Here is a 12494-nt window from a genome sequence, read left to right as displayed (position 1 = left end):
TGCTGATATCCCCGCTCTGATGGATAGTGAAATGACCGACCAGACCACCCTTCTGCCCGTCCGCCGCGCGCTGATCAGCGTTTCCGACAAAACCGGTGTCCTCGAGTTCGCGCGCGAACTGGTCGCCCTCGGTGTCGAGATCCTCTCCACCGGCGGCACCTACAAGCTGCTCAAGGACAACGGCGTGGCCGCAGTGGAAGTCGCTGACTACACCGGCTTCCCGGAGATGATGGACGGCCGCGTGAAGACCCTGCACCCGAAGATCCACGGCGGCATCCTCGGCCGTCGCGCACTGGACGGCGCGGTGATGGACGAGCACGGCATCAAGCCGATCGACCTGGTGGCGGTCAACCTCTACCCCTTCGAAGCCACCGTGGCCAAGCCTGATTGCGACCTGGCCGATGCCATCGAGAACATCGACATCGGCGGCCCGACCATGGTGCGTTCGGCGGCGAAGAACCACAAAGACGTGGCCATTGTGGTCAATACCAGCGACTACGCCGGCATCGTCGCCTCCCTGAAAGCCGGCGGCCTGAGCTACGCCCAGCGCTTCGATCTGGCCCTGAAAGCCTTCGAGCACACTGCCGCCTACGACGGCATGATCGCCAACTACCTGGGCACCATCGACCAGGCAGCAACCACCCTGTCCACCGAAGGCCGTGGCGCTTTCCCGCGCACCTTCAACAGCCAGTTCATCAAGGCGCAGGAAATGCGTTACGGCGAGAACCCGCACCAGAGCGCGGCGTTCTACGTCGAGGCGAAGAAGGGCGAAGCCAGCGTTTCCACCGCCGTGCAGCTGCAAGGCAAGGAACTGTCGTTCAACAACGTGGCCGACACCGACGCCGCGCTGGAATGCGTGAAGAGCTTCGTCAAGCCGGCCTGCGTCATCGTCAAGCACGCCAACCCGTGCGGCGTGGCCGTGGTACCGGAAGACGAAGGCGGCATTCGCAAGGCCTACGACCTGGCCTACGCCACCGACACCGAGTCGGCCTTCGGCGGCATCATCGCCTTCAACCGCGAACTGGACGGTGAAACCGCCCAGGCCATCGTCGAGCGCCAGTTCGTCGAAGTGATCATCGCCCCGAAAATCAGCGCTGCTGCCCGTGAAGTGGTGGCTGCCAAGGCCAACGTGCGCCTGCTCGAATGTGGCGAGTGGCCAGCCGAGCGCGCTGCGGGCTGGGACTTCAAGCGCGTCAATGGTGGTCTGCTGGTGCAGAGCCGCGACATCGGCATGATCAAGGCAGAAGACCTGAAGATCGTCACCCAGCGCGCACCGAGCGAGCAGGAAATCCATGACCTGATCTTCGCCTGGAAAGTGGCCAAGTTCGTCAAATCCAACGCCATCGTCTACGCCAAGAACCGCCAGACCGTCGGCGTCGGCGCCGGCCAGATGAGCCGCGTCAACTCCGCCCGCATCGCCGCGATCAAGGCCGAGCATGCCGGCCTGCCGGTACCGGGCGCGGTCATGGCCTCGGATGCCTTCTTCCCCTTCCGCGACGGCATCGACAACGCTGCCAAGGCCGGCATCACTGCGGTGATCCAGCCGGGTGGCTCGATGCGCGACAACGAAGTGATCGCGGCGGCCGACGAGGCTGGAATCGCGATGGTGTTCACCGGCATGCGTCACTTCCGTCACTGATTGGCTGGAGGATGGCTTCGGCCATCCACCCACGCTCGGCATTGCTGGCAACGTAGCCCGGATGCAATCCGGGAACGCCCTCATTCGAAAGCCCCGGATTGCATCCGGGCTACGCTCAGGAGAACCCCATGAACGTACTGATCATCGGCAGCGGCGGTCGTGAACACGCCCTGGCCTGGAAAGTGGCGCAGGACAAGCGCGTCGAGAAGGTCTTCGTCGCCCCGGGCAACGCCGGCACCGCGGTGGAAGCCAAGTGCGAGAACGTCGCCATCGACGTGCTGAACATCGAAGCACTGGCTGACTTCGCCGAGAAGAACGTACAGCTGACCATCGTTGGCCCGGAAGCGCCGCTGGTCAAAGGCGTGGTCGACCTGTTCCGTTCGCGCGGCCTGGACATCTTCGGCCCCACCGCCGCCGCCGCCCAGCTGGAAGGTTCCAAGGCCTTTACCAAGGACTTCCTGGCGCGCCACAAGATCCCCACCGCCGACTACCAGAACTTCACCGAGATCGAGCCGGCGCTGGCCTACCTGCGCGAAAAAGGCGCACCGATCGTGATCAAGGCCGACGGCCTGGCTGCGGGCAAGGGCGTGATCGTCGCCATGACCCTGCAGGAAGCCGAAGACGCCGTGCGCGACATGCTCGCTGGCAACGCCTTCGGTGATGCCGGTTCGCGCGTGGTGATCGAGGAGTACCTCGACGGCGAAGAAGCCAGCTTCATCGTCATGGTCGACGGCGAGAACGTACTGCCGATGGCCACCAGCCAGGATCACAAGCGTGTCGGCGACGCCGACAGCGGCCCGAACACCGGTGGCATGGGCGCGTACTCGCCTGCGCCGGTGGTCACCGCCGAGGTGCACAAGCGCGTGATGGACGAGGTGATCTACCCGACCGTACGTGGCATGGCCAGCGAAGGCAACGTCTACACCGGTTTCCTCTACGCCGGCCTGATGATCGACAAGGCCGGTGCGCCGAAGGTCATCGAGTTCAACTGCCGCTTCGGCGACCCGGAAACCCAGCCGATCATGTGCCGCCTGGAAAGCTCCCTGGTGCTGCTGGTCGAGGCCGCGCTGGCCAAGGCACTGGACAAGGTCGAAGCGACCTGGGATCCGCGTCCGACCGTGGGCGTGGTGCTGGCCGCCGGCGGCTACCCGGGCGACTACGCCAAGGGTGACGTGATCGAAGGTCTGGATGACGCCGCCAAGCTCGACGGCAAGGTGTTTCACGCCGGTACCGCACTGAAGGACGGCCAGATCGTCACCGCCGGTGGCCGCGTGCTGTGCGCCACCGCCATCGGCGCCAGCGTGGCCGACGCCCAACAGCAGGCCTACCGCCTGGCCGAGAAGATTCGCTGGAACGGCATGTTCCACCGTAACGATATCGGCTACCGGGCCATCGCCCGCGAACGTGGCGAAAGCTGATCCTTTAAGTCGAAGATGCGACGCAGGCCGACGGCAGGTCTACAAATGCCTGCCTGCGTCGTATTCCCCCTGGCAGATGCTTGGCTATAATCCGGCCACTCGTTTAGAAGGGAATTGCCCGTGTACCGGCTCAGGACTGCCATAGGACTCCTCGTCAGCTTGCTGCTGCTCGCCCTGCCTCTCGCGGCCAAGGCGGTAGGCACGCCAGCAGGTGGACAGAATTGGTCCTACCTGGTCGATGAGAGTGCACGCCTGAGCCTGGAAGAGGTTCGCGCCCAGCGCCAGCAATTCAAACCCCTCGCCAAACAGTCCTTCACCTTCCCCCCCAGTGAGCACGCCGTCTGGCTGCGCGTTGAGCTACCGCCGCAGAGCGAACCGACCTGGCTGTGGATCTTTTCGCCACGGGTGCAGTACCTCGACTACTACCTGCTGCGCGACGGCCAACTGGAGCAGAGCCTGCACACCGGCGAAGCCATGCCGCTGGACTCGCGTCCGCTGCCCTCGCGCTTCTACCTGATGCCCCTGCCCAATGATCAGCAGACGCGCATCGCCTACGTACGCCTGACCTCCAACCACCCGCTGATGACCTGGTTCAAGATCATGGATCAGGCCGAACTGGTGGGGCTGGAGAAACCCGCCTATCTCTACGGCGTGCTGTTCGGCGCGCTGCTGCTGCTGACCCTGTACAACCTGGTGCGCTTCTTCTACAGCCGCAGCGCCAGTGGCCTGTGGCTGGCCAGCGTCAACTTCAACCTGAGCATCTGCTCGGCAGCCAACCTCGGCGTATTCGCCCAGTGGCTGCCGCAACTGGGCTACAACCAGTCACTGATCGCCGATCTCTCGGCCCTCGCCGCCGCCTTCAGCGTGCAGGCCTTCGGCCTGGCCTTCGTCCGCGGGTCACAGGTACAGCGCAGCTCGCTCAATCGTCTGCTGCAAGTCAACGCCCTGCTGATTTTGATCTATGGGTTGGTCATCGCCCTCACCGGGCTGCTCTGGTTCAGCTCGCTGGTCTATGCGCTGGTGGCGCTGAGCACCATCAACCTGTTGCTGGTCAGCACGCTGCACTGGCGCGCCGGCTACCAGCCGATGCGCCTGGTGATGGTCGGTACGCTGGTGTTCAACATGGGCTTCGGCCTGTTCGTGCCGGTGCTGTTCGGCCTCGATCAGCTCAACCCCGGCTGGTTGGTGCTTGGCGTATTCAGCGTCGCTACCCTGGCCGGCCTGATCCTCAGCGTGTCGCTGACCGAGCGTCAGCGCCAGATCAACTACGACACCCTCGACAGCCGCACCGCGCTGGCTGCCAGCAGCGCCGAGCTGCGCGCCAAGGCCGAGTTCCTGGCCAAGATCAGCCACGAGATCCGCACGCCGATGAACGGCGTACTGGGCATGACCGAGCTGCTGCTGGGCACGCCGCTGTCGGCCAAGCAGCGCGACTACGTGCAGACCATCCACAGCTCGGGTAATGAGCTGCTCACCCTGATCAACGAGATTCTCGACATCTCCAAGCTGGAGTCCGGGCAGATTGAGCTGGACGACGTGCAGTTCGACCTCAACGCGCTGATCGAGGATTGCCTCGACATCTTCCGCGCCAAGGCCGAGCAACAGAAGGTCGAGCTGATCAGCTTCATCCAGCCACAGGTGCCACGGGTGATCAGTGGTGATCCGACGCGCCTGCGCCAGGCCCTGCTGAGCCTGCTGGACAACGCCTTCAAGCAGACCGACGAAGGCGAGATCCTGCTGGTCGCCGCGCTGGACAGCAGCAACGGCCAGCATCGCCTGCGCATCGCCGTGCAGGACAGTGGCCGCCCCCTGCTGGCCGAAGAACGCGACGCCCTGCTCAACGCCGAACTGCAGAGCCGCGACTTCCTCTCGGCCACCCGCCTGGGCGGCCGCCTCGGCCTGATCATCGCGCGCCAGTTGGTGCGCCTGATGGGCGGCGAGTTCGGCATTCAGGGCAGTGGCAACCAGGGCACCACGCTGTGGCTGGCATTGCCGCTCGATGCCGCGCGCCTGGAACAACCGGAAACCGACCTCGACAGCCCGCTGCAGGGCGCTCGCCTGCTGGTGGTGGACGACAACGACACCTGCCGCAAGGTGCTGGTGCAGCAGTGCAACGCCTGGGGCCTGCAGGTCAGCGCCGTGCCGTCCGGCAAGGAAGCCCTGGCCCTGCTGCGCACCAAGGCGCACATGCGTGAATACTTCGATGCGGTGCTGCTCGACCAGGACATGCCCGGCATGACCGGCATGCAACTGGCCGCGCGAATCAAGGAAGACCCGAGCCTCAACCACGACATCCTGGTCATCATGCTCACCGGCATCAGCAACGCGCCAAGCAAGGTGATCGCGCGCAACGCCGGGATCAAGCGCATCCTGGCCAAGCCGGTGGCCGGCTACACGCTCAAGACCACCCTGGCCGACGAACTGGCGCAACGCCCCAACGACACCCCGGCCCAGGCCGCACCGACACCGGTGAGCACACCGCTCAACGTGCCGACGGACTTCCGCATTCTGGTGGCCGAGGACAACACCATCTCCACCAAGGTCATCCGCGGCATGCTCGGCAAGCTCAACCTCAAGCCGGACACCGCCAGCAACGGCGAGGAAGCGCTCAGTGCGATGAAAGCCCAGCACTACGACCTGGTGCTGATGGACTGTGAAATGCCGGTGCTCGACGGTTTCTCCGCCACCGAGCAACTACGCGCCTGGGAAAGCGCCGAGCGTCGGCCGCGCACCCCGGTGGTGGCACTGACTGCGCATATCCTCGACGAACACAAGGAGCGCGCGCGCGCCGTGGGCATGGATGGTCACATGTCCAAACCGGTGGAGCTGTCGCAACTGCGCGAGCTGCTCGAACACTGGATCGCCGAACGCGAATTGCAGCGCCAGCGCGAGCCGTCGTAGTGTCTTAGGGCGGATGAACCCCGCCGCCTGATTATCGATGGCGGGTTGCACCCGCCCTACTGCGTTGCATCACTCTCACCGCTCCCTGCACACGAGCCCTCGATGTCCGAACTGTTCACGCTCTACCTGAAACTGCTGGTGCTCTACAGCCCCTTTTTCGTCCTGTCCTGCTTCATCGGCCTGAGCCGCGGCTACACGCTCAAGGAGCGCAAGCGCCTGGCATGGAAGGTGGCCGCCGGGGTGCTGGTGGCGAGCGTGCTGCTGTACCTGTTCGGCAAATACATCTTCACCCTGTTCGGCATCACCATCGACGCCTTCCGCATCGGCGCCGGCAGCGTGCTGTTCATCTCCGCCCTCGGCATGGCCCAGGGCAAGTCGGCGGTGCAAAGCGACAACGTGCAGCAGGACGTGACCATCGTGCCGCTGACCATTCCCATCACCGTCGGCCCCGGCACCATCGGTGCGCTGCTGCTGATGGGCGCCGGTCATCCGAACTGGGACGACAAGCTGGTGGCCGTGGCGGCGATCTTCCTCGCCAGCCTCACCGTCGGTGTGGTGCTGTACCTGTCCAACCAGTTCGAACGCCTGCTCGGTGATCAGGGCCTGCAAATCGTCAGCCGCCTGATGGGGCTGTTCGTCTGCGCCCTGGCCGCGCAGATCATCTTCACCGGGGTGAAGAACTACCTGGTGCCCTGAGGCGGCAGGTTCATACCGCACTCGCTCGCCGGGTGCGTGGCGTTGCACCATTGGCTTGCAGGTGAGCCCCAGCTCGGTGCGCCAGCGCTCGCCAGAGCCCCTGTCGCCTCGCTGCAACCCCTGACAATAATGGCTTGCGCCGACCTGGCACCGTCATTGCTCTGCTGATCCCAACTTGGATACAAGATGGGATCTCAGCACATGCTCACTGCACCTCATGCCTTCACCCTCGCCCAATGGCAACAGTCCTACTGCGAGGGCCAATCCCCGGCCGAGCTGATTGGCGCCCTGCGTGCCGAACTCGACGCCGCCGATAACGCCTGGATCGCCCTGGCCAGCGAAACGCAGCTCGCTGCCCAGTTCGCCGAATTGGCCGCTGCACTACAAGCCGCCAATGGCGATAGCAGCCAACTGCCGCTGTACGGCGTGCCCTTCGCCATCAAGGACAATATCGACGCCGCCGGCTGGCCGACCACCGCCGCCTGCCCCGAGTTCGCCTACCACGCGGAGGCTGACGCCACCGTGGTCGCGCGCCTGCGTGCCGCCGGGGCGATCCTGATCGGCAAGACCAACCTCGACCAGTTCGCCACCGGCCTGGTCGGCACGCGCTCGCCTTATGGCGCGGTCAGCAACAGCTTCGACCCGGCCTACGTCAGCGGCGGCTCCAGCTCCGGCTCGGCCAGCGTGGTCGCCCGTGGCCTGGTGCCCTTCGCCCTGGGCACCGACACCGCCGGTTCGGGTCGCGTACCGGCCAGCTTCAACAATATCGTCGGACTGAAGCCAACCAAGGGCTGGCTGCCCAACACCGGCCTGGTGCCGGCCTGCCGCACCGTCGACTGCATTTCGGTATTCGCCCTGACCGTCAGCGATGCGCTGGCCGTAGCCACTATCGCTGGCGGCTATGACGCCGCCGATGCCTACAGCCGGCAGAACCCGTACAGCGCCAAGGTCGGCATGCCGGCCCAGCCGCGTCTGGCCGTGCCGGCCAACCCCGAGTTTTTCGGCGACAGCCAGAACCAGGCCGTCTACGAGGCCGCGCTAGGCAAACTGCGCGAACTGGGCGCCGAGCTGGTGGAGATCGATTTCGCCCCCTTCCAGCAACTGGCCGAGCAGCTCTACTACGGCTCCTGGGTCGCCGAACGAACGGTCGCAGTGGAAGGCGTCGATCCAGAACACATCAACCCAGTGGTACGCAGCATCGTCGCCAGCGGCCACCAGTACAGCGCCTGCGACGCCTACAAGGCCGAATACATTCGCGCCGAGCTGAGCCGTACCCTCAATGATGTCCTGGCCGGCTTCGATGCGCTGGTGGTGCCAACGTCGCCGACCATCCGCACCCTGGCCGAAATGGACGTCGAGCCGGTGCGCTACAACAGCCAGTTCGGCACCTACACCAACTTCACCAACCTCGCCGATCTGTCGGCCCTGGCCGTGCCGGCGGGTTTTCGCGAGGACGGCCTGCCGGCCGGCATCACCCTGATCGCCCCGGCCTGGCATGACCAGGCGCTGGCCGCCTTCGGCCAACGCTGGCAGCAAGCCCTGGCCCTGCCGCTGGGCGCCACCGGCAAGCCGCTTCCAGCTCAAGAACAGAGCAGCAAACCGGCACCGGGCAGCATCCGCGTCGCCGTGGTCGGCGCGCACCTGACCGGCATGCCGCTGAACTTCCAGCTCAGTACGCGCGATGCCGTGCTGGTGGAGCAGACCACCAGCGCCGCGCATTACCGCCTGTATGCCCTGCCCGGCACCGTACCGCCCAAGCCGGGCCTGGCACGGGTCGCCGAGGACGGCGCCGAGATCATCGTCGAACTGTGGGACGTGCCGCAGGCGCGCTTCGGCGAGTTCGTCGCGGAGATCCCGCCACCACTGGGCATCGGCAACCTGGAGCTGGCCGACGGCCGCTGGGTCAAGGGCTTCATCTGCGAGCCCTATGCGCTGCATGGCGCACGCGACATCACCAGCTTCGGTGGCTGGCGCGCCTTCATCGCCAGCACCAAGGCCTGAGGCCGCTCATGTCGAGTACCGCCGAACGCCCGCAGAGCCTGGCCGAGCGCATCTATGCTCGGCTCAAGGACGACATCTTCGAGTTCCGCCTGATGCCCGGCGACCGCTTCTCCGAGGGCGAAGTCGCCGCGCGCATGGCCGCCAGCCGCACGCCGGTGCGCCAGGCGCTGCATCGCCTGCAGCGCGAGGGTTATCTGCAGGTGCACTTTCGCAGCGGCTGGCAGGTGCGGGCGCTGGACTTCGCCCAGTTCGACGAACTCTACGAGCTGCGCATCGTCCTCGAACTCGAAGCCGTGCGGCGCATCTGCCAGCGCCCCATCGACGAACACCCCGATGCACTGCAAGCGCTCGCACGCACCTGGCTGGTGCAGGAAGAGCAGCGTTTGCAGGATGGCGCTGCCGTGGCCCAGCTCGACGAAGCCTTTCATTGCCAACTGCTGGACGCCGCCGGCAATCAGGAGATGGCCCGCGTACACCGTGAGGTCAGCGAGAAGATCCGCATTCTAAGGCGCCTGGACTTCACCCAGGCGCCGCGCATCGACCTCACCTACGCCGAGCACGGGCAGATTCTGCAGGCAATCCTGACCCGTCGCTCAGAAGAGGCACAGCAATTGCTCAAGAGCCACATAGAGGTCAGCCAGGCGCAGGTGCACAGCATCACCCTGCACAGGCTGTACGGCGCCCGCCAGCGTGTGGCGCCGGCAACCGAGCCATGACCTTCACTGCATGCCCCATAACAACGCTGTCCACTTACTCACATTCGTGAATGGAGATCGCACCATGCAACGTCGCAGCCTGATCAAGGCCTTCACCCTTTCCGCATCCATCGCCGCGATGGGCCTGTCCTGGACCATCCAGGCCGCCGAGACCATCAAGGTCGGCATTCTGCACTCGCTGTCCGGCACCATGGCCATCTCGGAAACCTCGCTCAAAGACATGGCGCTGATGACCATCGACGAGATCAACGCCAAGGGCGGCGTGCTCGGCAAGAAGCTGGAGCCGGTGGTGGTCGACCCCGCCTCCAACTGGCCGCTGTTCGCCGAGAAGGGCCGTCAGCTGCTGACCCAGGACAAGGTGGCGGTGACCTTCGGCTGCTGGACCAGCGTGTCGCGCAAATCCGTGCTGCCGGTCTATGAAGAGCTCAACGGTCTGCTGTTCTACCCGGTGCAGTACGAAGGCGAAGAGATGTCGCCGAACGTCTTCTACACCGGCGCCGCGCCGAACCAGCAGGCCATTCCGGCGGTGGAATACCTGCTCAGCGAAGACGGCGGTGCGGCCAAGCGCTTCTTCCTGCTCGGCACCGACTACGTCTACCCGCGCACCACCAACAAGATCCTGCGCGCCTTCCTGCACAGCAAGGGCATCGCCGACAAGGACATCGAAGAGATCTACACCCCCTTCGGCCACAGCGACTATCAAACCATCGTCGCCAACATCAAGAAGTTCGCCGCCGGCGGCAAGACCGCCGTGGTCTCCACCGTCAACGGCGACTCCAACGTGCCGTTCTACAAGGAACTGGCCAACCAGGGCCTGGAAGCCACCGAAGTGCCGGTGGTGGCCTTCTCCGTGGGCGAGGAAGAACTGCGCGGCATCGACACCAAGCCGCTGGTCGGCCACCTGGCGGCCTGGAACTACTTCCAGTCCGTGGAGAACCCGGTCAACGAGAAGTTCGTCGCCGACTGGAAGGCCTACGCCAAGGCCAAGAAGCTGCCGAATGCCGACACCGTGGTGACCAACGACCCGATGGAAGCCACCTACGTGGGCATCCACATGTGGGCCCAGGCCGTCGAGAAGGCCGGCACCACCGACGTCGACAAGGTGCGTGAGGCCATGGCCGGGCAAACCTTCGCCGCACCGAGCGGCTTCACCCTGACCATGGACAAGACCAACCACCACCTGCACAAGCCGGTGATGATCGGCGAAATCCAGGATGACGGTCAGTTCTCCGTGGTCTGGCAGACCGAGAGCCCGATCCGCGCCCAGCCGTGGAGCCCGTACATCGAAGGCAACGACAAGAAGCCGGATCACCCGGTCAAGTCGAACTGAGGCAAAGCCCCTCTCCCCCAGCCCCTCTCCCGCAAGCGGGAGAGGGGAGACAAGCGGCACGGAGCGATGCACTGCACCGTACCAGCCCCTCTCCCCCCTTTTTTATGAAGAGGGGGAGAGGACTAGGGAGAGGGCAAAAAGTAGCCCGGATGCAATCCGGGAAGAGCCGTCCCGGATTGCATCCGGGCTACGCCAAGGACACACCTGATGCACACTGCCCTTACCCGAATTTTGCTGAGCCTGCTGCTCTGCCTGCCATTGGCAGCGAACGCGGGCGAGGCCGACGACTTCGTCGCCGCCAACGCCGGCAAGCAGGCCAAGCTGCTGCAAAGCTGGGCCGCCGCGCCCAAGGCCGAACGCATGCCGCTGCTGCAGGCCCTGCAGCAAGGCCGTGTCGGTAGCGATGCCGACAAGCGCGCCTTTATCGAACAGAACGACGCCACCTGGCTGGTCGTCGAAGGCGAGGCCGCTGCCAACGGCACACCGCGCAAGGTGCGCCTGAACAACCGTTTGCGCGGCCTCACCGCCACCGCGCTGGCCAGCCATCAATTGCTCGGCGACGATGCCGCCCTGCGTCTGGAAGGCGCCCGGCAACTGCAACGCAACACCCCGGCGGCCCTGCTGCCCTTGCTGGAAAGCCGTCTGAGCATCGAAGCCGATGACGCGGTAAAAGACGCCATCACCCTGGCCCTGGCCAACCTGCAACTGGTGGCCGAAGATCCTGCCGTGCGCCTGGCCGCCGTGCAGCGCCTGGGCGAAACCGGCGAGCCGCTGGCACGCACCCGCCTGCAGGCGCTGATCGACGGTGGCCAGGAAAGCGACGCCGAGGTGCTCAGCGCCGCACGCCAGAGCCTGGCGCGGATCAACAACAAGTTGATGATCGGCGAGGTGCTTGGCCAGGCCTTCAGCGGCCTGTCGCTGGGCTCCATACTGCTGCTCGCCGCCCTCGGCCTGGCCATCACCTTCGGCCTGCTCGGGGTGATCAACATGGCCCATGGCGAAATGCTGATGCTCGGCGCCTACACCACCTACGTGGTGCAGCTGAGTTTCCAGAAGCTCGCCCCTGGCTATCTCGAGCTCTATCCGCTGGCCGCGCTGCCGATTGCCTTCGTCGTTACCGCCTGCATCGGCATGGCGCTGGAGCGTACGGTGATTCGCCATCTCTACGGCCGCCCGCTGGAAACCCTGCTGGCTACCTGGGGCATCAGCCTGATCCTGATTCAACTGGTACGCGTCACCTTCGGTGCGCAGAACGTCGAAGTGGCCAACCCGGCCTGGCTCTCCGGCGGCATGCAAGTGCTGCCCAACCTGGTACTGCCCTACAACCGTATCGTCATCATCGGCTTCGCCCTGTTCGTGGTGGTGCTGACCTGGCTGCTGCTGAATAAGACGCGCCTGGGCCTGAACGTGCGTGCCGTGACGCAGAACCGCAACATGGCCGCCTGCTGCGGCGTGCCCACCGGCCGCGTGGACATGCTCGCCTTCGGCCTCGGCTCAGGTATCGCCGGCCTCGGCGGCGTGGCCCTAAGCCAGATCGGCAACGTCGGCCCGGATCTCGGCCAGAGCTACATCATCGACTCCTTCCTGGTGGTGGTGCTCGGTGGCGTTGGCCAGTTGGCCGGCAGCGTGCTGGCTGCCTTCGGTCTTGGGGTGGTGAACAAGTTCCTCGAACCGCAGATCGGCGCCGTGCTCGGCAAGATCCTCATCCTCGCGCTGATCATTCTGTTCATCCAGAAACGCCCGCAAGGCCTGTTTGCCCTGAAAGGCCGGGTAATCGATTGATGAGCGCGCCC

General features: G+C 65.2%; 8 protein-coding genes. All 8 read left to right on the top strand.

Annotation, left to right across the window (positions count from 1 at the left end):
- Window positions 1-31 precede the first annotated feature (31 nt).
- The 8 genes from purH to urtB all read left to right on the top strand — a co-directional run bounded on the left by purH (window position 32) and on the right by urtB (window position 12483).
- On the top strand, window positions 32-1639 hold the full coding sequence (gene purH, locus ACODS1_RS11695; RefSeq protein WP_489085775.1) for a bifunctional phosphoribosylaminoimidazolecarboxamide formyltransferase/IMP cyclohydrolase: 1608 nt from the start codon (window positions 32-34) through the stop codon (window positions 1637-1639).
- Between the two features lie 128 nt (window positions 1640-1767).
- The gene (gene purD / locus ACODS1_RS11690; protein WP_489085774.1) at window positions 1768-3057 is read left to right on the top strand and encodes a phosphoribosylamine--glycine ligase; all 1290 of its coding nucleotides are present in this window, start codon (window positions 1768-1770) and stop codon (window positions 3055-3057) included.
- A gap of 120 nt (window positions 3058-3177) precedes the next feature.
- A complete protein-coding gene (locus ACODS1_RS11685; protein ID WP_489085773.1) occupies window positions 3178-5958 on the top strand; it encodes a hybrid sensor histidine kinase/response regulator in 2781 nt (926 codons plus the stop codon).
- Window positions 5959-6060: 102 nt separating this feature from the next.
- Window positions 6061-6654: a MarC family protein gene (locus ACODS1_RS11680; RefSeq protein ID WP_322979692.1), complete on the top strand. Its 594-nt coding sequence runs from the start codon at window positions 6061-6063 to the stop codon at window positions 6652-6654.
- 201 nt (window positions 6655-6855) lie between these two features.
- Window positions 6856-8655, top strand: a complete 1800-nt coding sequence (gene atzF, locus ACODS1_RS11675; RefSeq protein ID WP_489085772.1) for an allophanate hydrolase — start codon at window positions 6856-6858, stop codon at window positions 8653-8655.
- A gap of 8 nt (window positions 8656-8663) precedes the next feature.
- The gene (locus ACODS1_RS11670; protein ID WP_322979694.1) at window positions 8664-9371 is read left to right on the top strand and encodes a GntR family transcriptional regulator; all 708 of its coding nucleotides are present in this window, start codon (window positions 8664-8666) and stop codon (window positions 9369-9371) included.
- Between the two features lie 64 nt (window positions 9372-9435).
- Window positions 9436-10701 carry an urea ABC transporter substrate-binding protein gene (gene urtA / locus ACODS1_RS11665; protein WP_322979695.1) on the top strand — a complete coding sequence of 422 codons (1266 nt, stop codon included), beginning with the start codon at window positions 9436-9438 and terminating at the stop codon, window positions 10699-10701.
- A gap of 207 nt (window positions 10702-10908) precedes the next feature.
- A complete protein-coding gene (gene urtB / locus ACODS1_RS11660; RefSeq protein ID WP_489085771.1) occupies window positions 10909-12483 on the top strand; it encodes an urea ABC transporter permease subunit UrtB in 1575 nt (524 codons plus the stop codon).
- Window positions 12484-12494: the final 11 nt, after the last annotated feature.

The organism is Pseudomonas sp. FG29, from assembly GCF_057809355.1.
Note: the sequence above shows the minus strand (reverse complement) of the source record. Positions and strands in the feature narration are given on the sequence as shown.

Coding starts and splice junctions, on each gene's coding strand:
- purH (WP_489085775.1), top strand. CDS start 32: ATGACCGACCAGACCACCCTTCTGCCCGTCCGCCGCGCGCTGATCAGC.
- purD (WP_489085774.1), top strand. CDS start 1,768: ATGAACGTACTGATCATCGGCAGCGGCGGTCGTGAACACGCCCTGGCC.
- ACODS1_RS11680 (WP_322979692.1), top strand. CDS start 6,061: ATGTCCGAACTGTTCACGCTCTACCTGAAACTGCTGGTGCTCTACAGC.
- atzF (WP_489085772.1), top strand. CDS start 6,856: ATGCTCACTGCACCTCATGCCTTCACCCTCGCCCAATGGCAACAGTCC.
- ACODS1_RS11670 (WP_322979694.1), top strand. CDS start 8,664: ATGTCGAGTACCGCCGAACGCCCGCAGAGCCTGGCCGAGCGCATCTAT.
- urtA (WP_322979695.1), top strand. CDS start 9,436: ATGCAACGTCGCAGCCTGATCAAGGCCTTCACCCTTTCCGCATCCATC.
- urtB (WP_489085771.1), top strand. CDS start 10,909: ATGCACACTGCCCTTACCCGAATTTTGCTGAGCCTGCTGCTCTGCCTG.